We start from the raw sequence: 21,301 nt of genomic DNA, 5'->3' as shown, positions 1-21,301 counted from the left end.
CGAGTGACGCACCCTAAGACCGCGCGTTGGACTTCATTTTGGCGACGACCTCAAGGAGCGACGCGACGTCAACCTGCTCTTGCGGATTCGCGGAGCTGGCGCCCCCCGTTTGGAAACCAAAAATTGTTGCGTTGAAGTACAGCCCGTCCCCTAGGAGCATGACGGCCCGTGCCACGGCGGGATCGGCAATATCGCTCAGAATCAGTTCAAACCATCGGGAGTGAATTTCTGAGAAGACGAGCCGAACCACATCTTCATCGCTTTGAATCAGGCGGTGGGCGGCCACAATGGCCCGGTCAAAGGGCGAGTCACCAAAAACACTTGTCCGCACGTAGTAGCTGGCACATCCGGCAGGGTCCTGGGCCATGGCCACGAAGTCCAGTTCGGCATACGCACGCAACTTCACCAGTAACGCTTCGGTCAAGGCTTCCTTGCTCTTGAAGTGATACAGCAGGCCGCCTTTGGAGACCCCGGCGGCTGCTGCAACGGCATCCAGGGTGGCCATTCGGGGGCCGTCAACAATGAGCAGATCCTCATAGGCGCCAAGGATCCGCTCACGCGTGGAGGTCTGTGTAGTCATAGCTCCACACTACGAGGTGATGTAGTGCACCGTCCAGACGGTTTACTGTACCGGCTGGACGGTATAGACTCTTGGCATGGCGTCAATTTCAACTTTCAGCACATCGACTCACACCCCACAACGCGCAGGAATCCGCACCTGGATTGCCCTGGTTGTGTTGATGCTGCCCGTCTTGCTGGTCTCGGTGGACAACACGGTCCTGAGCTTTGCCATCCCCTCCATCTCCTTGGCGCTGACACCGTCAGCGTCCGAGCTCCTCTGGATCATTGACGTCTACCCGCTGGTTCTGGCGGCCCTGTTGGTGCCCATGGGTAGCATGGCTGACAGATTTGGCCGCCGCAAGATGCTCTTGATCGGTAGCATCGGCTTCGCCGCAGTTTCCATTTTTGCCGCCTTTGCCCCCAACGCCACAGCCCTCATCGGCTACCGCGCCCTGCTCGGCCTGTTCGGCGCCATGCTCATGCCCTCCACGCTGTCGCTGATCCGCAACTTGTTCTTGCACCCGGCCCAGCGGCGAACAGCCATTGCCATTTGGGCAGCGGGGTTCTCCGGCGGCGCCGCCTTGGGCCCCATTGTGGGTGGCTTCATCTTGGAACACTTCTGGTGGGGCGCCGTCTTCCTGATGGCAGTTCCAGTCCTGATCCCGTTCCTGATTCTGGCCCCGATCTTTGTCCCCGAATCCAAGGATCCCAACCCGGGCAAGATCGATGTTTGGAGCATCCTGCTGTCCTTCGGCGCCATGCTTCCGGCCATTTTCGGCATCAAGGCGATCGCCGAATCCGGGGTGAGCCTCATGAACCTGGGCATCATTGCTGTTGGTTTGGCCCTCGGCGTGGTGTTTGTGCGCCGGCAGATGCGCCGAGAGAATCCCATGATGGATGTTTCCCTGTTCAAGAACCCGGTGTTCAGCGGCAGCGTGAGCGCAAACTTGCTGAGCATCTTTGCTCTGGTGGGATTCCTCTACTTCATCACCCAGCACCTGCAACTGGTGGTGGGCCTCTCCCCCACACATGCTGCGTATGTGTTGGTTCCGGGCCTGGCGATCACCATCGTCTTCGGCCTGCTGGCGGCAAATCTCGCGAACCACTTCCGGCCGTCTTGGCTAGTGGTGGGCGGGCTCCTACTCAACGCCACGGCCTTCTTAATCGTGTGGCTGAACACCGACGGATCCGTTCTGGGCATCATCATTGCCTTCGCCGTGCTCGGCGCAGGTGTAGGCACCGCCGAGACCATCTCCAACGACCTCATCCTCTCGGCAGCGCCTCCCGCTAAAGCCGGAGCGGCCTCTGCCATCTCAGAGACGGCCTACGAGGTGGGATCGGTCCTGGGAACGGCCGTTCTGGGCAGCATCCTGGCCGCTTCCTACAGGATGAATGTGGTGATTCCGCAGGGCGTCTCAGCCTCCGATCACGAGACGGCGTCGCAGACTCTGGGCGGGGCCATTGATGTGGCGGGCGCGCTGCCCGCCAGCCAAGGCAATGCTCTTCTGGAATCGGCCAAGCATGCCTTCGATTCCGGCTCAGGAACTGTCGCCATGGTGAGCGTGGTCGTCATGCTTGCCGCGGCACTGATGTGCATGTGGACCCTCCGCAGTGCTGTCACGGCACCGGAGCCTGTGGACCACTAGGCAGAGCTGCCGGCCAGCGATCGAAAAGACGGAGCTTGCGGGTTCGGATGGGCTTAGACGGCCATCTTTTCCCGCAAGCTCCGTCTTTTAACGTGACTGCGTCCGTGTCAGCGTCAGTAGGTTATTGGTTTCCGGCTTTGCGAGCGGCTTCGCGCTTTTCCGCCGCCTTGAGTTCCTTGCGGATGTTGCGTCCGCGCAGGCCCATGGAAACCATATGGGCCAGAAGTCCGGCGCCGATGATCGGCAGGGCAATGAAGGTCATGGACGGCGTGGTTGTCACAGCGCCGATCACAATGATGATGATGCCGATGAAGGTCAGCCCCATGCCCGCAAAAACAGTGTATTTGTAGGCCGGCGGAGCGGTTTCCCAGAAGTCGTTTAGCACAAGGCTAAGTCTACCGGCCGAGGGGCCCGAATGGGCCCACGGCCGCGAGGGACCCGCTGCGAGCTTGCGAGCGGTGGGAGCGGCTGGGGAGGAGTGAGATTTGGGAGGGCGTGGGGACTAAAAGAGGGATTCCTGCAGCGCCGGAACCTCGGTTTGGTAGTCACCCAGACGAATCTTGCGCCCCTTGAGCGCAGCCAAATCCACGAGGAAATCCCCGTCCGCCCCATCCAATTCAGCCAAGGCTGTGGGGCCGAGCAGAGAGCTTAACTTGAGGCCGTGCGTCCCCGAGTCCAGCGGCTGCGGGTAAGCCGTCCGCCGGCTTGGCGTCGCCACGGCATCCGAAAAGCTGCTTCTGGGCCACTGTTCATCGGCAGTTTCGAACCCTTCTAGCGGCAGGTCTGCCACGAAACCACGCACGACGTCGGCCATCGCCTTGTTGGTCTGCTCCACGTGAAGCGGTGGCCGAGGATGCAGTAGCGCGGCGAACTTTGCGGCACCGCGCACAAACTGAGTAGGCGGCAGATTGGTGGAAACGGCGTCTTCCAGGTGCCGCACTACCGAGCCGTCCTGAGCCCGTGCCACGTATCGGGCCACGAGCGCACCTTGCTCGGCCAGACGGCTCCATTTGCTCCGTTCAGAGGCTGTGCCCACCTTTGTGGTGCCGTCTGCAAACGTGGCTATGTACAGCCAGTGCTGCTGCGACAGGTACGCCTTCAGGCCTGGTGAGCCCTGGCCGCTGCGGTGGAAGTCGTGCATGAGCCGCATCTGGTCCTTGGCGAAGCAGGCGCCGCACTGAAAGCCGCGTTCGGCCCCTTGTCCTGACGGACATGGGAAATGCTGCGGCTGCCCCGACGCCTCTACCCGGGTGAACCCCAGACAGAACCGAGCCGGGACGCCATCGCCGGAAAGCACCTCAAACCTCAGCCACTGTCCGGGCAGCAAAGGTAGCCGCGCATCGCCGTCGTCCGCGGTGAGTGACAAGGACGGCCCCTCAGGGCTCCACGTCACGCCGCGGACCAGCCCACCCAACTGCGCCACGATGGCTAGAGTGCGGGCTGAACGCCGTAGGCCACGGCCAGCTTCATGATCTTCTCGGCGCGGCCCAGACGCGGAAGGTCGGAGCCGTCGCGGATGACGCCGCCGCGGGCGTTGAAATCGTTCATGAAGTCCGTGGCCCAGGCGACGTCGCTGGGGGTGGGGCTGATGACTTCGTTGATGATGGTGGTCTGGTCGACGGCCAGGCACAACTTGCCGGTCATGCCCATGGAGACCGTGATGGCCGATTGTTCGCGCAGGATCGGGTGGTTGGTTCCCACGGTGGGGCCATCGATGGGGCCGGGCAGGTTGCCGACGCGGCTGGCGACGACGAGCTTGGCGCGGGGGTAGGCCATGGCTTCGCGGTCTGCGGCCATTCCGGTGTCGCGGCGGAAGTCGCCGGAGCCGAACGCCAGGCGGAAGGCACCTTCAGCGCGGGCGATGTTGTTGGCCTCCTCGATGCCGAGGGCGGATTCAACCAGTGCCAGCACGCGAGTCTTGCCGTCGAGACGGTGGTAAGTTTCCTTGACCTGCTCGGCTTGTTCGGTCTTGGCGAGCATGACGCCGAGCAATCCGGGGACGTTGCGCAGATTGGCAACGTCGTCGGCCCAGAACTTGGAGTGGACATCGTTGATGCGGACCCAGGCCTGGCCGCCGTTGCGCAGCCAGTCGATGACGTCGGCGCGGGCCGCATCCTTCATCTTGGGATCAACAGCATCTTCGATGTCCAGCACAATGGCGTCTGCGCGGGAGCTGGCTGCCTCGTCAAAGATCTCGGGACGAGTTGCCGGTACTAGAAGCCACGAGCGGGCAATCTCTGCGGGGATGTTGCGAGTGCGGACAGGTGCGGAAGCGGCTTCATCGCCAACGGTGCTAGACATACCTCTACCGTATACGGCTGGGCCGCCAGTTTCCTTGTGGCCTGCCACAAAGTGACGTAGCTTTTACTGGCGGATTGCACCACATTCGCTAACCACCCAGGTACTTCAACAGCTTGGCGAAAGATTGCATTCCGGTGCCATCGCCGGTCACGAGCGCTTCCTGATCCATGGCCTCTGCAAGCTGGTGCTGGCTCATATTCGACAACGACCATCCCAGCGGCGCCGCCAGTGCTGGCACGCTGTTGGTGGCAACCACGACGACGGACAGGTCCCCCAGCGCTGCCCGGACGCCTGCGGCGGCGCTCACACACTCATTGCTTGGCGAGGTCGAGGGGCACGCAGCGGCACCAGCTTCGAGCCGCTGGATCCAGGCCGCAGAGCCGCTCTGCAGTTTGGCCGCCTTGAGACCAGCTAAGGGCACTGCCAATTCACCCGCTGCCTGCGGCGGCTGGCCAACGATGTCTGCGCCCGGGGAGTTTTGTAGGAACAAGAAGACGGGAACCACTAGATCCGCAGCCGCGTCCACCCCCGCGCAGGGATCCTCAGCAGTTCCACCCTGATCTGCCGGCCTTAGGGTTACCGCCAGAACGCAGGCGTTGTGATCAATGATCTCCGCTTGAAGGCTGGGCCAGAGATCACTGATGGTCCCTAATGCCGACCCTTCCGAATACCCGCCATCGATGAGCTGGAATCCTTGCTGCATGCGGCATTGGGGCCCCTCACCCGGGCTTGCCGTCACTGCTGGCGCCCTGCCAGCTGGGGAGATAATAGGAAACCGCCCGGAGAGCAGTGTGGCAGTAGACCAACGCAGCTCAAGGGGACATTGCACCTGTTGGGCGTAAAGATCCACGGACAAGGGGAATCCCTGCCCCGAAACGCAAGACAAACCATGGGCCGGGCCCGTGGTTTGGGCATCGCTCGCACTGGGCAAATCAATCTGGCTGATGACGACCCTGCAGCCGGTTCCCGTGTCTGTTGAATTGAGCACGAGCGCTCCGGTTGGTCCAGCAATCGTGGGATCGAATGGCTGCGCCAAGTTGCCTGCAGACTCCTCCCACACAGATTCCACCAGCCCGGCCCTATCATTCCAGGCAACGTTTTCAACGCCCGTGACCGGGTCTTTGAACCGTGTGGGGATCATGAGCCCGGTGCCGGAGGCAACAATGTCGCCCACCATGGCACCGGCAACGGCAGCACCCAAGGCATCTGGCTGGGCCAGTTTCTCCATCGTGGACACGGCGTGCTCTCCGTAGAGCCGGCTCAGTGTCAGGCCAAGCGAACCACCGCTAACACCCGAGGACATGAACACCGAATTGCTCCCGCAAACACCTGCGCTGGATAACTTCTCAAGCGCCCGCACCGTCCAACTGGCCGCGCGAATTCCTCCACCCTCCGCGGCAACGAGGATCATTGGCCGGACCTGATGCGCACTCTTGGTGCCCTCCACCGAGGTGACATCGATGCCGCAATTAGCATCTCGCTTCAGCCAGGAGTCAAAAGACTCTCCCAGGCTCGGCCGATCAACTAATCCTGCCTCAACCGCTGCGGAAGCAGCCTTTTCTCTCACCTGGTGCAGTACTGGATTTCCACCGTTCAAGGACCCCACTGCAAGCACCATCGCAAGCAAACTGATGACTGGATTTGCCCGCAGCCCCATGCGCCTAAACAACTGCAGCGGAACCTGACGTTGCAGAGCCACAACACTCAGCCCGATCACCATGACCCAGGCACCCATGGTCAGAAGCGCCGTTCCAGGAACTCCCGCAAACTTGCTCACGGCTACCGGGTTCATGGCAAAGGCAAACCCCACCCCCATAAAAACCAAGGCCACGATCACTGTCACCTTTTTCGTCGTGGTTCCGGCAATCACGCGGGGATCAAGAATTCCACCCCAGAGGCACCTCACCAGAAACGCACCCAGAGGGAAAGCCAATGCCACGATCAGCATGCCCACCACGAAATAGCGGAAGCTAGCCCACAAAGACTCATCGAAGCCCACGGCACCGACCATGCCCAAGGCCAGCGGAGCTGCGAATGCTCTGACAAGCGCCATGCCTGAAACTGCCAAAAGCACGATCGCCAGCACATCACCACACCGCCAGGCATCCATGGCCCGATGTGGCTTAGTTGGCCGTGGCGTGACCGGCACCCCGGGCCCGGAAAAAATGACAAGAAGAATACTCACAGTTGATACGGCCAACGGGATCCCCCCGGCCACAGCCGTTTGCCGCCCCAGAGGGACCACAAGCCCCGTTGTCATGGCGACAATAATGCTGGCCATCCCCAGCAGCGCAGGCGGTAACGCCCACATCCAGTACTTAGGTGGCTCATTGGGCGGATCCGGCACCCCGAAATACAGCGACCAGGCCAACTCACTGCGGCGCCGCCCCAGATAAAACAACCCGCCTGATACTAAGAGCGCTGCACAACTGGTGACGACAAATTTGTTCAACCCCGCATCAACCCATGCCCTTTGTGTATCAGGCATCTGATCGTTCACCCCAGGGATGGGCACCAGGGCCAGGGCCCCAATCACCACAATCATGGCAACGGAGATTCGGTGAAAGAACAAGGCTCGCCAGGCCCGCTGCAAACAGCTCCCCGCAGACGTTCGGAAACTTGGATAAACAAACACGAACAACAGCAGCGCAGCCAGGCCCACCCATTTCACACCGGAGGCAATGAGTGCAGAGCCCAGAAAATCTGGCAGTGTTCCTAGCCGCAGTTGGCGGATGCCTTGCCCTTGCAAGATCAGCTCCGCTAACTCACCGGCGGCCACGGCACCAACTGCCAGCCTGGCCATGATCCTGGAGGAAAAGAAGCTGTACAGCAGCGTGATGTACAAAATGGCAAAAACGGCATCCAGAGCGGAATAGATCACCAAGAGTCCGCAGACTTGTTGCCGGATGTCCTCCGGCAGGCTCAGCCAAAGGCCCCAGTTTTCCTGACCCAGCCGGGGATCCAGGGCCTGCAACGAGCTGGCTGAGGCGCTCCTTCCGGTGGCCGTGGCGGAGTCGGCGATCAGCCTGTCCACTTCGGCCATGGCAATCCACAGCGTCACCGCCAAGACCGCCACAGTCCCTGTGCGCCAGTCTGTCAGCCGGGTTCGCTGGGCAAGCTCCGCTGGATCCGTTGGCGATGCCGGAAGGATGCCTTGAAACCATGCGAGAACTGAACTCATGACCGGCTCCTGACACCGACGCGTTACCCAGTAGAACACGATGCCTTCATTGGACGCCGCTGCCAGCACCAAGTCAAGGAATCTTCGGATAGAGGACGTATTAGTGCCCCGGACGGCGTCCCCGTCAAGACTTTTTGTCACGGCAGGAAATCAGGCCTCACAAGCGAAATATGACACCGTGTAGCCCTTCATTGCCCCACATTTCCCGCCGTGTCCCTCGGCGTCGAAGATGATTGCCCCTGTGCAGGAAGTCCGTTTACATCGTTCACACCACCAAAAATCCCCTGCAAGCAGCGAAGGCTGAATCCTCGAACGAGGTGCAGGACCAACAACAGGACTGGACACCATGAAACGCTTCCTCCCACTGGCCACCGCAGCGACCGCCATCATCCTTTCGATGGCTGTCTCTGCCTGCGGCGGCCCCGCAACGGCCAGTGGTGGCAGCACCGAGGTCACCACCTTGAAGTACCAAGGATCAGCAAATTCGGTCACCCTTCCAGAGCTCGCCGCGGACCTGGGCTACCTTGATGGCCTCACTCTGGAATGGGTAGGCAACACCATCAGCGGCCCGCAGGACATCCAGTCGGCGGCCACCAACCAGACTGACTTTGGTGGCGCCTTCACCGGAGCCGTGGTCAAGCTCGCCGATGCCGGCGCTCAGATCACCGGTGTTGTGAACTACTACGGCTCGGATGACAAAACATTCACAGGATTTTACGTGCCCAAGGACAGCCCTATCCGAACGGCCAAGGACCTGATCGGCAAAAAGATCGGCGTCAATACCCTCGGCGGGCAATCAGAAGCTGTCATCCACACCTACCTCGCCAACAACGGACTCAGCGAGGCCCAGATCAAGCAGGTGCAGTTGGTGGTGTTGCCTCCCAATGACACCGAACAGGCTATCCGCAGGGGCCAGATCGACGCCGGATCGCTTGGCTCCGTGCTCCAAGACAAGGCCCTAGCCACCGGAGGCCTGCGCGCGCTCTTTACAGACGTGGAATTCTTCGGTTCATTCCCCGGCGGCCAATATGTCTTTCGCGATGACTTCATCAAGAAGAACCCCACCACTGTACGAACCTTCACTACAGGTGTTGCCAAAGCCATCGAGTGGGAAACCACCACGCCGCGTGCTGACGTCATAGCCCGATTCACCAAAATCATCCAGGCCCGCGGCCGGAGCGAAAGCACCGATGCCCTGGAGTACTGGAAGAGCGTGGGCGTTCCCAACGCCGGAATTATCGACGACAAGCACTTCACGCTTTGGGCCGGCTATCTCAAGGACGCCGGTCTCATCAATGGGGAACTGCAGCCGAGCAAGTACTACACCAATGATTTCAATGACCTGGCGCTCGCCGCCACTGCTACTTCTTCAACCCCGGCTTCGAAGGGATAACCATGACCGCGAAAATAAGTCTCCGACACGTTCGTCAGGCCTTCACCGTTCGTGCCCCGAAAAGCAGCCGCACCACGGGCCGGCTGCCAAGCACCCCCACCTCACTGGTAGTGCTAGATGACTTCAACCTCGATGTCAGGGCCGGAGAATTCTTGACGATCGTTGGCCCCAGCGGCTCCGGCAAAACCACTCTGCTTGACCTGCTGGCGGGTTTGACCCGCCCGGCCTCCGGCCAGGTCCTCGTGGATGGCAAGGAGGTCACTGGCCCCGGTCAGGACCGCGCCGTGGTCTTCCAGCAATACGCCCTGTTCCCCTGGCGAACGGCAGCAACGAACGTTTCCATGGGGTTGGAAGGAACCGGGCTGAACCGCCGTCAGCGTGCTGCCAAGGCCAACGAGTACCTTGAACTGGTGGGCCTCACCGGCTTCGCGGAGCGATACCCTCATGAGCTCTCCGGCGGCATGAAACAGCGCGTCGCGATCGCCCGAAGTCTCGCCTACGAACCGGACATTCTCTTGATGGACGAACCGTTCGCGGCACTGGATGCCCAGACTCGCGAACAGCTCCAGGATGAGCTGCTGCGGATTTGGCAGGAGACCGGCAAGACCATCATCTTCATCACCCATGGGATCGATGAGGCCGTCTACCTGGGCCAACGCGTCGCCGTCCTGAGTTCCCGTCCCGGCCAGCTCAAGGCGATCGTTGACATTGATTTGGGCGAACGGTCAGAACAAGCAGACATCCGTTCCACCACAACCTTCATCGAGCACCGGCACAAGGTCTGGTCACTGCTCCACGATGAGGTCCAGGCCGCCCAGAACGCCGGCCACCGCAAGGTCCTCCCGGATGGCACTGCCCCGGATGAAGTACCCACCCAGCAAAGGAGCGTCGCCTGATGAGTGCCCTACTGACGCAAGCAAAGGGAACGGCCACAGCATCGCCCCGCCCCGAGGCCCCTACCGCCCGCCTCCCCGAAAGGCCGCGGACGACGGCGGCACGGCCGTGGCGCCAAGCCGTCACCACTGCCGGCGCCTGGCTATGGAAATCGGCGGCAGTCCTGCTCTTTCTGGCTTTCTGGGAGTTGGGCCCGCGCTACCTGGCCAGCGATTCCACCCGCGTCTTCCTGCCACCGTTGCACGAAGTGCTGATGGCCGGCGCAGACCTCGTTGCCACGGGAGCCCTACAAAGCCACGTGGCGGCCAGCCTCACGCGATCGGCAGCTGGCTTCAGCATCGCCGTCGTCCTTGGTATTTCCTTGGGGCTGGTCATTGCCTGGTACCGTCCGCTGCATTCCTTCCTCAACCCGCTGCTGGAGCTGTTCCGCAACACCGCTGCCTTGGCGCTACTTCCAGTCTTCACGCTCCTGTTGGGGATCGGTGAGGAATCCAAGATCACCATTGTGGCCTTTGCGGCGTTCTTCCCCGTGCTCCTGAACACCATCGCGGGGGTGCGCACCGTAGATCCGCTGCTGGTACGCGCCGCCAGATCGCTGGGGCTGCGCAGTCCAGCCCTCTTCCGGAAGGTCATTCTGCCGTCCGCCGTGCCCACCATTTTCACGGGAATCCGGATGGCCGGCACCTCAGCCATTCTGGTGCTGATCGCCGCCGAGATGGTGGGCGCCAAGGCAGGTTTGGGATATCTCATCACGAATGCCCAAAACAGCTTCCTGATTCCGCAAATGTACGCAGGCATCCTCACCGTGTCCTTGCTAGGCCTGCTGGTGAACGCACTGCTGGTTGGCGCCGAACGCCACTTTTCCCGGTGGCGCACCACCTTCAATTCTTAAACACCCATCACAACCCTTAGCTGCACACCAAACCCGAAGGAAATGTCCATGTCAGTCATTACAGATACACCTGTTTCAACAGAAATTCTTGCCTTTACCAAGCTCGGCAGCCGGATTGGCGCCGAAATTCGGGGTCTGGACCTCAGCGCTCCGCTGCGCCCTGCCCAAGTCGCCTCGATTCGCTCGGCGCTCAATGAGCACAAGGCCCTGGTTTTCCGTGAAGCCAACATCACCACGGATGAGGCGCAGGTTCGCTTTGCCAGCTACTTTGGCCCGCTAACCGCCGCCCACCCCACCGTGGCCCCTGTGGATGGTGCCGCAAATGTCCTTCCCGTGGACAGCGAAAACGGCTCCGCCAACACCTGGCACACAGATGTCACGTTCGTCCACAATCCCCCGCAGGCATCCACCCTGCGCAGCATCACGCTGCCCCCGTATGGCGGTGAGACGCTGATTGCTTCCTCGGCTGCGGCCTATCAAGACCTGCCGGAGGAGCTCAGGGCGTTTGCCGATACCTTGTGGGCCGTTCACACGAACGACTACGACTACTCTGTACCCAAGAATCTTGAGCACGCCAATGCCGCCGAGCGCCGGGCCGAATTCACGCGTGAGATCTTCGAATCCGTCCATCCGGTGGTTCGCGTCCACCCGCTGACCGGGGAACGGGGCCTGTTCATTGGCGGCTTTGCCCAGAGGCTGCGGATCGTGGGTTTGTCCAATACGGAATCCAAGGACATCATCCGCTTGCTGCAAGCCTATGTGACCCGTCCGGAGAACATTGTGCGCGTGAATTGGGAGCCCAACCAGCTGGTGCTCTTTGATAACCGCATCACGCAGCACTACGCCCCTGATAACTACGACGGCGCCCCGCGGACCCTGAACCGCGTCACGATTGCCGGCGACATCCCCGTGAGCATTACCGGTCAGCCCAGCCAGTCGCTGCAGGGCGATTCCGCTGCCTACTCCGTGATTGCGCCGGTGAACTAGCCATGGCTACGCAAAAACGCGAACTGCACCTGAACGCTTTTGTCCACGGCACAGGCCACCATGAGGCGTCGTGGCGCCACCCGGATGTGAATCCCTTGGCGGAACAGGACATTGCGCACTACCTCAGCATCGCCAAGACGGCAGAACGCGGCAAGCTGGATTCGCTGTTTTTGGCCGACGGCCTCGCCATCTCAAGCAACATTCGGTACAACGCCTACAGTTCTTTTGAGCCGCTGACGCTGCTCTCGGCGCTGGCTACGGCCACCGAGCGGATCGGACTGATCGCCACGGCCTCCACCACCTATAACCAGCCGTATTCGCTGGCCCGGGCATTTGCTTCCGTGGACCGGATCAGTGGTGGTCGGGCAGGGTGGAACATCGTCACCTCTGCCGGGCAGGGCGAAGCGAAGAATTTCAATCTTGCGGACCGGCCAGCCCATGCCCTGCGCTACGAAAGGGCACATGAATTCCTGGACACCGCCAAGGCGCTCTGGGACAGCTGGGCCGATGATGCAGTGGTGGCCGACCAAGCCACAGGCATCTACAGCGACCCGGACAAGATCCACGAGATCAATCACCAAGGCAAGCACTTTCAGGTCCGGGGTCCGCTCAATCTGCCGCGCCCGGTCCAAGGCCATCCGCTGCTCGTTCAGGCAGGGTCCAGTGAGGCAGGCAAGGAGTTTGCCGCCCGCCACGCCGAAGCTGTGTTCACGGCACATCTGAGCGTTGAGTCCGCGCGGGAATTCTATGCCGATTTGAAAGGCCGTCTAGCTGCCTTTGGCCGCTTCCCCCAGGAACTGTTGATCCTGCCCGGCATCAGCGCCTACATCGGCGATACGAAGGAGGAAGCCCAGGAGAAATATGACTTCCTCAACTCCCTCGCCAACCCCGAGTATGGCGTACAGCAACTCTCGCAGCAGCTGGACTTTGACCTCTCTGGATACCCGCTGGACGGCGAGCTGCCGGAGCTTCCCGCTGGAACGGACGGAGCGCAGAGCCGGAAGAAATTAATTGTTGACGTTGCTAGGAAGGAATCGCTAACCATCCGTGCCTTGACAGCAAAGTTGGCCGGCGCCCGAGGTCACTTCACCTTCATCGGAACTCCTGCCCAGGTGGCCGACGAGATTGAGTTGTGGTTTACCACGGGTGCCGCAGATGGGTTCAACATCATGCCGCCAACGTTCCCGGCCGGGCTGGACGACTTTGTGGACAAGGTAGTCCCGCTCTTACAGGAGCGAGGCCTATTCCGAACCGAGTACACCGGCCAGACGTTGCGAGAGCACTACGGCCTGGCCCGGCCGGAGGCGCACCTACATGAACAGGCCCAGTCAGCCTGACACCTGTCGTTGGGGAGGGCGTGGCTGGGCCGACATACGTGGGCCCACGCGCCCGAGGGGCCAAGACTCGTTGGGCCCCCAGCCTCGAGGGACCCGAAGCGAGGAACGAGCTTTGGGAGAGGCTGGATGGGCCCCCGCGCCCGAGGGGCCAAGACTCGTTGGGCCCCCAGCCTCGAGGGACCCGAAGCGAGGAACGAGCTTTGGGAGAGGCTGGGGACTAGTCCGGCATGATCATGGTGCGCAGATCCAGTTGGCGCAGTACCCGATCCGCAACTTCAGGATCAGTGTCAGGTTCGTTGCGGGCCATCAAGATTTCTGCGCGAGCAGCATCCAGGGCAATTGTCTGCACGGCGATGGCCAATTCACGGCCACGACGGCGGCGCTCGGCCTGTCCTTCGTTCTTGAGGCTGCCGTCCAACAGCTCGGCCTGCAGACGCTGCATTCGCGCCTTGACGAGCGCCGTCTTTTCAGGCGGCAGGTTCTTGATGATGTCGTTGTCCCTCAGCGCCGCCACAGCAGCGTCCTGAGCACGCAGCGCCATGAGCTTGGCCGCCTCACGTTCCTCCACGCCGTCGTCCGTCGCCTTCAGCACCCGCATGAGCCACGGCAGTGTCAGGCCCGGCAGCACCAGGGTGGTCAGTAGGACCGCGCAGGCTGCCACGATGATCTCGTGGCGACCGGGGAACGCTTCCCCTGTGGGCAGCACGGTAGGAAGCGCCAGGGCCAGAGCCAAGGTGGCCAACCCTCGCATGCCGCACCAGCTCAAGATGATGACGTCCTTGATGCCAGTGGGTGGTAAATCGCCGTCGCGCTTCTTGGACAGCATCGCCATCATGCCAAACCACAGCACGCGCACCACAATCACCAGAATGCTGATGCTGATGGCCATGGGCAGCATGCCCCAAATGGCCGTGCCCTCCACACGGATGACTTCGCGAGCCTCCAGCCCTACCAGGCCGAAGGCCAGCCCTGTCACCAAGAGCTCCACAACGTCCCAGAAGGCGGCACGGGTGATGCGTTCGGTAGCGTCCTCTGCCCGGGCGTGACGTTTCATTTCCAGGGCTGTCACCACCACTGCAATGACACCGGAAGCGTGGACTTCCTCGGCCAAGATGTAGGCGGCAAAAGGAACCACGAGGGTGACAGCGCTTCGGGCCACGGGGGACGTGATCAGTTTGGCGATCAGCCCCGTCACCCAGCCCATGAACATCCCCACGATGATGGCAATGGCGGCGCCCAAGAGGAACTTGCCAATCACACCGACGCCGAACGGCTGCCCGTCGACGGCGGCAGCTACTGCCGCCTGGAAGATCACAATAGCGGCGGCGTCGTTGAACAGCCCCTCGCTTTGCAGCACTGTGATCAAACGTCGGGGCATGTGGACCCGACTGGCCACCGATTCCACGGCTACCGGGTCAGGAGGAGCGGCCATGGCCCCCAAAGCAATGGCCGCCGGAATGCCGATGCCGGGGATCAATAACCACGCGGCTCCGGCCACCAAAGCAGTGGAGACCACCACAAGTGCCACAGCCAGCATGATGATGGTGCGCCAGCGGATTCTAAAGACTGACCAGGAGCTCTTCTGTGCCGTGGCGAACAGCAGGGGCGGCAAGAAGATGGGCAGAATCAGTTCAGGATCTATCCGGAGATCAGGGAAGCCTGGAATGAACGTCAGCGCCCCCGCCATGATGAGCATCAACACTGGATAGGGCAGCCGGAGCTTATCCCCCAAACCGACGGCAAGCACGGTGGCGAATAAGAGTCCGATAATTAATACGAGCTGTTCCACTCGCTCTATTTTACGCGGGTCAGCGCATCCTCAATGGACATGCTTCCGTCGCTGAACTCAATGGTGTGCATGATGGTTTCCGGGTGCGCCAGTGCGGCGGCAGCGACAAGGGCAACATTCGCTCGGGACGTTTTCGTGGGTGCGGCTGCGTCGCGCTCCGCTGCCGGTGTGGGGTCAATTAACGCCGTGGCGGGGTCCAGCGTCAGGGCACCCGGGGCAAGAATGGTCCATGCAAGGGCCCCGGTCTGGCGCAAGTGTGCGTCCGCGGCTGCCTTGGCTTCGGCATAGGCGAAGAAGCTGTCCTCAGGCGGCACACCGTGGTCTGTGCTGGCGCCAAGGTAAGAGACCATGATGTAGCGCTCCACACCCGCAACCACGGCGGCGTCCATGGACGCAATGGCGCCGTCACGATCAACAGCGTACGTTCGCTCGGGGGATCCTCCCCCGGCCCCTGCAGACCAGACGATGGCGTCCTGGCCAGCGAAGAGATCGGCGAGCTCCGCAACCGAGGAGGAAACGACGTCGTGCACCACGGGGGTAGCCCCTGTAGCCGCCACCTCGTCAATGTGGGCTGCGTTGCGGATCACCGAGGTGACCTGGGTGCCCGCCGCCGTCAGCAGCGGTGCCAGCAAAAGTGCGATCTTTCCGTGCCCGCCTATAATCAAGACCTTGTTCACGTGCGACTCCTTCTCGTGTGGGTAGCTTGTTGGGCCAGCCTACGCCACGGATCCGAACGGCAGCTGAAGGCGCTTAAGGGCAATTAGCGGCGAGTCCAGGCAAGAAAAAACCCGCAGCTCCTCTGCCCTTGCGGGCTGGGAACTGCGGGTTTCTCTTGGGTAGCGGCACCGAGACTCGATCTCGGGACCTCACGATTATGAGTCGTGCGCTCTAACCAACTGAGCTATGCCGCCATAAATGAGAATGGCCCGTGCCGCACCGGTCAAAACCGTCTTGACACGAGCCTACTCATTTCCGGGCCCCCCACCGGAATCGATCCGGTGACCTCGTTCTTACCAAGAACGCGCTCTACCACTGAGCTAGGGGGGCAACGAAGAAATACTCTACCAGCGCTTTCGATGGATGCGAAATCGGCCTAGTCCCAGCATGCCTAACCTGGTCTAAATAGGAACTTTTCACTCGTAATGAAACGCTCTCAATCGGCAGAAAAGCCCTAGAAATCAAGGCATTTCAACCAATCCGCGGGGTATGCATGAGTTGCGTCACATGGAATCTTAATTGGCAAAAGAAAATCAGAATCAGCACAAAATGAACATAAAAATAAGGCCGGTCACCACAATGATGACCGGCCTTATTAGTGCCTTAGGGCGCGGTGTTTACCACTTGCCCTTGCTGTTGAAGCTCTGGCCACCTTCGTGGCGGGGACGGCGATCGCCGGCACCGTGACCGGTGTGACCCTGGCCGCGATCGCTGCTGAAGCCGCGGTCAGCGCCACGGTCGGCGTTGCGGTCAGCACCGCGGTCGTTACCACCACGGTAGCCGCCACGGTCGCCGTCGAACTTCTTCTTGAAGCCGCCCTGGCCGCGGTCGTTACGCTCTTCACGGGCCTTGTAGGGGGCGCCTGTTCCGGCACCGGCACCGGCGGGGCGGCGGCCGTTGTCCAGCTCGAGGTTGATGAGCTCGCCGCTGATACGCGTACGGCTCAAAGCCTTCCACTGATCCTTGCTCAGTTCTGCGGGCAGCTCGACCAGGGTGTGGTCTGAGCGGATGTCGATGCCGCCGATCTGCGAGGAGGACAGGCCGCCCTCGTTAGCAATGGCACCAACAATGGAGCCGGGCATGACGCGCTGGCGACGGCCCACCGAGATGCGGTAGGTGGCGTTGCCTTCGGTCAAGGTGCGGGTCGGGCCACGTGAGCCGAATCCGTCCTTGGCACGGTCCTTCTTCTGGTATTCCGGTGCTGCCGGCAGGTCGTTGACGAGCAACGGCTGGCCGCCCTGTGCCATGACGGCCAAGGCTGCAGCGATCTCCGAAGCGGGAACGTCGTGCTCCTGCTCGTAGGACGCGATCAAGTCGCGGAACTTGGCGACATCCTTGGTCGCAAGGGTTTCGGTGATCTTCTCAGCGAACTTGCCCAAACGCAGCGAGTTGATGGTCTCTGCGGAGGGCAGGTGCATCTGCTCAACGGGCTGGCGCGTGGCCTTCTCGATGGCGCGGAGCAAGTACTTCTCACGAGGAGTCATGAACAAGATTGCGTCACCCGAGCGGCCGGCGCGGCCCGTACGGCCGATGCGGTGCACGTAGGACTCGGTGTCATGCGGGATGTCGTAGTTGATGACGTGGGTGATGCGCTCAACGTCAAGGCCACGAGCCGCAACGTCGGTAGCAACCAGGATGTCGATCTTGCCGTCGCGCAGAGCCTCAACGGTGCGCTCGCGCTGCTGCTGCGGGATGTCGCCATTGATGGCGGCAGCCTGGAAGCCGCGTGCCTTGAGCTTGTCAGCCAAGTCTTCGGTTGCCATCTTGGTGCGAACGAAGGCGATAACGCCTTCGAACTTCTCAACCTCAAGTACGCGGGTCAGCGCATCGAGCTTGTGCGGGCCCATGACCTGCAGGTAACGCTGACGGGTGTTGGCGCCGGTGGTGGTCTTGGACTTGACAGTCACCTCGGCCGGGTTGTTCAGGTACTGCTTGGAGATGCGGCGGATCTGGCCAGGCATGGTGGCGGAGAACAGTGCAACCTGCTTCTCGGCCGGCGTCTGGGCCAGGATCTGCTCAACGTCTTCGGCGAAGCCCATGCGGAGCATCTCATCGGCTTCATCCAAAACCAGGTACTGCAGGTTGGACAGGTCCAACGAGCCCTTGGAGAGGTGGTCGATAACGCGGCCGGGGGTACCGACAACAACCTGTGCTCCGCGGCGCAAACCGGCCAGCTGGGGGCCGTAAGCGGATCCACCGTAAACGGGGAGAACGGAGAAGTTATCCATGTGCTTGGCGTAGGACGTGAAAGCTTCAGCAACCTGGAGCGCAAGCTCGCGGGTCGGAGCGAGGACCAAGATCTGGGTGTTCTTGGTGGGACCGTTGAGGTCCATCAGTTCAGCCATGCGAGACAGGGCGGGAACGGCGAATGCTGCCGTCTTACCGGTACCGGTCTGGGCCAAACCAACAACGTCACGGCCTTCAAGGAGCAACGGAATGGTTGCAGCCTGGATGGGTGAGGGCTTCTCGTAGCCAACGTCGCTCAGGGCAGCCAGCACGCGGCCGTCAATACCCATATCGGCGAAAGTAACTTCGTTTGCTTCCTCCACAGCGGGAGAATTTTCAGTCAAGTTTTCGGGCACAGTCAAAATGTCCTCATTCATAGGGCCAGGCGGCGGGTGTCGCCGCGTGAGGAAATCCAGCCGCTTCTCGGCATCCCGGGCAGGATCTCGCGCCATGTGCGCACCATTGGTGCTGCTGTCAGCGTTGAAGTTTCTCAACGCTGCATGGCGTTTCTTTGCCGGCAATCCCCTATGAACGCTACTTGCCCGCTAAAACGATGCGGGCCCCAAACACTTCAGGCTCCTGCCTCAAAAATTGGGCAGAAAATAAAAGGAGATACCGGAGTGGGGGATATTTAAATTGTAGGGCATACACTACCGCTGCACTATAGGGAAAGTCGATACAGCCCCGTGAGGTTCGGCACACAGGCTGCGGCCGTGACGTTTGCGCCCGCGCTTGTTTACTCTCAGATCTGGTTGCTCGCGGCGAGGATTCGCTTGAAGTAGGGCCAGTAATGCGCCGCCAAGGTGAGCTCTCCGGCGTCGTGCAGGTCCTGCAAGATATGCACATCCTGGGCCGTGGCGTCGCTGAAGAACTTGCCCACCGTGATGCCGTGGCTGGGCACATGCTCAACCACGACGGCTTCTCCCGCACTAGCCTTGCCGTGTTCCAGCACGCGCAGATAAGCACCCACGCGTCCGGCTAAAGTGAACCGCTTGACCCACTGCGGCTCGCCCATCCGCTCCCCGAAAGTAGCGCACGGAACCCGTGGCGAGGTGACTTCCAGCAGAGCCTTGCCGATGCGCCATTGGGTACCGATCACGGCGTGGGTGGTCTCGATGCCCTGGGTGCGCAGGTTTTCGCCAAACAAGCCAGGGGCGATGGGCCGGCCAAGTTCGGCGGACCAGTAGTCGGCGTCCTCTTGCGAATAGGCGTAAATGGCCTGATCCGGACCGCCATGGTTCTCGGTGTCTGCCTGCACGTCGCCGAACACGCCGTACTTGCGCAGGCTGACGGGGCCATCAACGGCACGCTTGTCAATGGCTGTCACCCCGAAGCCGGTCTTGGTGGTGATCAATTGGTGGACCCGGCAAATGGCAAGAATGGTGCCAGCCTGTGGCGCTGCGTCAGTCATGGTTAAACACTATGGCAAGTGGGGTCTACCTAGCCCCCGCAGGTCCACCCACCGGCATCTGTGCCAAGCCCTTCTGCCCCGCCTGCTTTGAGCCGCTGCCTTATGCGCCGAACCCGGGCCGAGTTCAGCGCATAGACACTGAGCAGCTGTCTTATGCGCCGAACCCGTGCCGAGTGGGACGCATAGACACTGAGCAGCTGTCTTATGCGCCGAACCCATCCCGAGTTCAGCGCATAGACACTGAGCCACAGCTTTATGCGCCGAACCCGGGCTGAGTAGGACGCATAGACACTTATGCGCCAAACCCGAGAGGGGTTCAGCGCATAAACACTGAGCCACAGTCTTATGCGCCGAACCCGGGATGGGTTCAGCGCATAAGCGACGCAGCGGAGTGCACCAATAGTGCACCTCAAGTGGAGTGCAGCTCAGGCGGATGTTACCTAAGCGTCAACCAAGTCCACGGGCCCGGAAACATCTGAATCGTTAGCCCAGCGTGGCAGGAACGACGCCGCCAGGGACGCGAGCACCATGCCTGCGGCCATGATCCACATAGTGAACGTGAAGCCGTCAATGAACACTGCCGACTGGCTAGTGCCGGTGCTGGCTTCGAGCGAGTTGAAGTAGATGGTCCCGATGATGGCAACACCCAAGGCGCCGGCAAGTTGGCTGGTGGTGTTAAACAGGCCTGAGGCGCTGCCGGCAAATTTTGTGGGAACTTCCGAGAGCACGAAGATGCCCACGGGTGCCACGACCATACCGAATCCGGCGCCACTCAGCGCCAAACCGGCCAACAGGTGCCAGGGAGTGACGGCGCCACCTACGGACTGAACCGTGAAGATCAACACGATGAAGCCGACGGCGATGACCAGCGGCCCCAGCTGCAGCACCACACGACCAATTTTCTTGGCCAAAATTGCAGCGGAGATGCCGGCCAGAATCGGCACCATGATGGAGAACGGGACCATGGTCAGCCCGGCCTTCAGGATGGGGTATTCCAGACCCACCTGCAGGAACAGGGTTTGGATCAAGAAGAAGCCGTTCATGGGGATGAAGAACAAGAACATCATCACAATACCGGCGGCGAACGGTCGGCTCTTGAACAGCGAAACAGCTACCAATGGCTCACCGCCACGCATTTCCTCGCGGCGCTGCAGCATCACGAAGCCCGCCAGTACCAGCACACCAAACACCATGGACAGGTAGGTCCACAGGGGCCACCCTTCCTCGCGTCCCATGGTCAGCGGGTAGAGAATCGCCATCATGCCCACCGCAAGAATAACGACGCCGGACAGGTCAAGTTTGTGCCGCACCGGCGCCTTGGACTCTGGAACGAATTTGATGGCGCAGATGACGGCGAAGATTCCAACGGGGATGTTGACGAAGAAGATGGTGCGCCAGCCCCAGCCGAAGATATTGGCATTTGTGAGCACAGCACCCAGGATGGGGCCGGAGACGGCGGCAACGCCGGCAAGTGCGGAGAATCCGGCCATGGCCCCGGCCCGCTCGGAGGGCTTGTACATAACCTGCAGGCTGGAGAGCACCTGCGGAATCATGGCCGCCGAGGCGAACCCCTGGAGGGCGCGGGAGGCAATGAGCATCTCCGGGTTCATGGCCGCTCCACACAGCACCGAGGCCACAGTGAAGGCAACAAGACCGATGATGAAGATCTTTTTGCGCCCGTAAATATCGCCTAGCCGGGATCCCGTGATCAGACCAATGGCCAGGGCCAACGTGTAGGAGGCCACCATCCACTGGAGTTCGGCGTTCGCAGCGCCGAGAGCCCGCTCGATGTCCGGCAGTGCGACATTGACGATGGTGGCATCAAGGAGTTCCATGAACGAAGCCATGAACAAGGAGATGAGGGCGATGGTGCGTGCCTTGCCGACGGGCGGGGCAGATTTCATGCAGTTTTCCTTGGAAAGTTAGCTAAAAGTAAGTGAGCCAATGGGGTCGCTCAGTGCTGGCG

16 protein-coding genes and 2 tRNA genes are annotated in these 21,301 nt (G+C 61.3%); 6 read left to right on the top strand and 12 right to left on the bottom strand.

Going from position 1 to position 21,301, the window contains the following annotated elements; all coding sequences use genetic code 11:
- Positions 1 to 13: 13 nt before the first annotated feature.
- Positions 14 to 580 carry a TetR/AcrR family transcriptional regulator gene (locus CXQ93_RS09195; RefSeq protein ID WP_104110128.1) on the bottom strand — a complete coding sequence of 189 codons (567 nt, stop codon included), beginning with the start codon at positions 578 to 580 and terminating at the stop codon, positions 14 to 16.
- Between the two features lie 76 nt (positions 581 to 656).
- On the opposite strand from CXQ93_RS09195, the gene CXQ93_RS09190 reads away from it, so the two are divergent.
- The gene (locus CXQ93_RS09190) at positions 657 to 2,207 is read left to right on the top strand and encodes an MFS transporter (RefSeq protein ID WP_104110127.1); all 1,551 of its coding nucleotides are present in this window, start codon (positions 657 to 659) and stop codon (positions 2,205 to 2,207) included.
- A gap of 121 nt (positions 2,208 to 2,328) precedes the next feature.
- On the opposite strand, the gene CXQ93_RS09185 is transcribed toward CXQ93_RS09190, so the two are convergent.
- From CXQ93_RS09185 to CXQ93_RS09170, 4 genes are all read right to left on the bottom strand, one after another.
- Positions 2,329 to 2,592: a DUF3188 domain-containing protein gene (locus tag CXQ93_RS09185; RefSeq protein WP_104110126.1), complete on the bottom strand. Its 264-nt coding sequence runs from the start codon at positions 2,590 to 2,592 to the stop codon at positions 2,329 to 2,331.
- Between the two features lie 117 nt (positions 2,593 to 2,709).
- On the bottom strand, positions 2,710 to 3,630 hold the full coding sequence (locus CXQ93_RS09180; RefSeq protein ID WP_104110125.1) for a DUF2797 domain-containing protein: 921 nt from the start codon (positions 3,628 to 3,630) through the stop codon (positions 2,710 to 2,712).
- A 5-nt stretch (positions 3,631 to 3,635) separates the two neighbouring features.
- Positions 3,636 to 4,508 (bottom strand): CoA ester lyase, encoded by an 873-nt coding sequence (locus tag CXQ93_RS09175; RefSeq protein WP_104110124.1) that lies wholly within the window; start codon positions 4,506 to 4,508, stop codon positions 3,636 to 3,638.
- A gap of 88 nt (positions 4,509 to 4,596) precedes the next feature.
- A complete protein-coding gene (locus CXQ93_RS09170; protein ID WP_104110123.1) occupies positions 4,597 to 7,689 on the bottom strand; it encodes a hypothetical protein in 3,093 nt (1,030 codons plus the stop codon).
- Between the two features lie 346 nt (positions 7,690 to 8,035).
- Here CXQ93_RS09170 and CXQ93_RS09165 point away from each other — a divergent pair, with 346 nt between their 5' ends.
- The 5 genes from CXQ93_RS09165 to CXQ93_RS09145 are packed head-to-tail and all read left to right on the top strand — an operon-like array spanning position 8,036 to position 13,192.
- Positions 8,036 to 9,082, top strand: coding sequence for an ABC transporter substrate-binding protein (locus tag CXQ93_RS09165; protein WP_104110122.1), 1,047 nt, complete (start codon positions 8,036 to 8,038; stop codon positions 9,080 to 9,082).
- Between the two features lie 2 nt (positions 9,083 to 9,084).
- Entirely contained in the window at positions 9,085 to 9,978 is an 894-nt protein-coding gene (locus tag CXQ93_RS09160; RefSeq protein WP_104110121.1) for an ABC transporter ATP-binding protein, read from the top strand.
- Positions 9,978 to 10,868 (top strand): ABC transporter permease, encoded by an 891-nt coding sequence (locus CXQ93_RS09155; RefSeq protein WP_104110120.1) that lies wholly within the window; start codon positions 9,978 to 9,980, stop codon positions 10,866 to 10,868. Before CXQ93_RS09160 ends, CXQ93_RS09155 begins: the two co-directional genes overlap by 1 nt.
- A gap of 48 nt (positions 10,869 to 10,916) precedes the next feature.
- Positions 10,917 to 11,855: a TauD/TfdA family dioxygenase gene (locus tag CXQ93_RS09150; RefSeq protein WP_104110119.1), complete on the top strand. Its 939-nt coding sequence runs from the start codon at positions 10,917 to 10,919 to the stop codon at positions 11,853 to 11,855.
- Positions 11,856 to 11,857: 2 nt separating this feature from the next.
- Positions 11,858 to 13,192, top strand: coding sequence for an LLM class flavin-dependent oxidoreductase (locus CXQ93_RS09145; protein WP_104110118.1), 1,335 nt, complete (start codon positions 11,858 to 11,860; stop codon positions 13,190 to 13,192).
- Positions 13,193 to 13,409: 217 nt separating this feature from the next.
- Here CXQ93_RS09145 and CXQ93_RS09140 read toward each other — a convergent pair whose 3' ends face one another.
- The 7 genes from CXQ93_RS09140 to CXQ93_RS09110 form a co-directional block, all read right to left on the bottom strand.
- Positions 13,410 to 14,981: a Na+/H+ antiporter gene (locus CXQ93_RS09140; RefSeq protein ID WP_104110117.1), complete on the bottom strand. Its 1,572-nt coding sequence runs from the start codon at positions 14,979 to 14,981 to the stop codon at positions 13,410 to 13,412.
- 5 nt (positions 14,982 to 14,986) lie between these two features.
- A complete protein-coding gene (locus tag CXQ93_RS09135; protein ID WP_104110116.1) occupies positions 14,987 to 15,658 on the bottom strand; it encodes an NAD(P)H-binding protein in 672 nt (223 codons plus the stop codon).
- 160 nt (positions 15,659 to 15,818) lie between these two features.
- A tRNA-Met gene (locus CXQ93_RS09130) sits at positions 15,819 to 15,892 on the bottom strand.
- 64 nt (positions 15,893 to 15,956) lie between these two features.
- A tRNA-Thr gene (locus CXQ93_RS09125) sits at positions 15,957 to 16,028 on the bottom strand.
- 287 nt (positions 16,029 to 16,315) lie between these two features.
- Positions 16,316 to 18,301 carry a DEAD/DEAH box helicase gene (locus CXQ93_RS09120; RefSeq protein ID WP_104110314.1) on the bottom strand — a complete coding sequence of 662 codons (1,986 nt, stop codon included), beginning with the start codon at positions 18,299 to 18,301 and terminating at the stop codon, positions 16,316 to 16,318.
- A 365-nt stretch (positions 18,302 to 18,666) separates the two neighbouring features.
- Positions 18,667 to 19,335, bottom strand: coding sequence for an MOSC domain-containing protein (locus tag CXQ93_RS09115; RefSeq protein WP_104110115.1), 669 nt, complete (start codon positions 19,333 to 19,335; stop codon positions 18,667 to 18,669).
- A gap of 440 nt (positions 19,336 to 19,775) precedes the next feature.
- Complete coding sequence (locus CXQ93_RS09110) at positions 19,776 to 21,239, bottom strand: DHA2 family efflux MFS transporter permease subunit (RefSeq protein ID WP_104110114.1); 1,464 nt, start codon at positions 21,237 to 21,239, stop codon at positions 19,776 to 19,778.
- Between the last annotated feature and the right edge of the window lie 62 nt (positions 21,240 to 21,301).

It is taken from the genome of Arthrobacter sp. N199823 (assembly GCF_002929705.1).
Taxonomy (GTDB): domain Bacteria; phylum Actinomycetota; class Actinomycetes; order Actinomycetales; family Micrococcaceae; genus Specibacter.
This window is presented reverse-complemented; position numbering and strand designations above follow the sequence as displayed.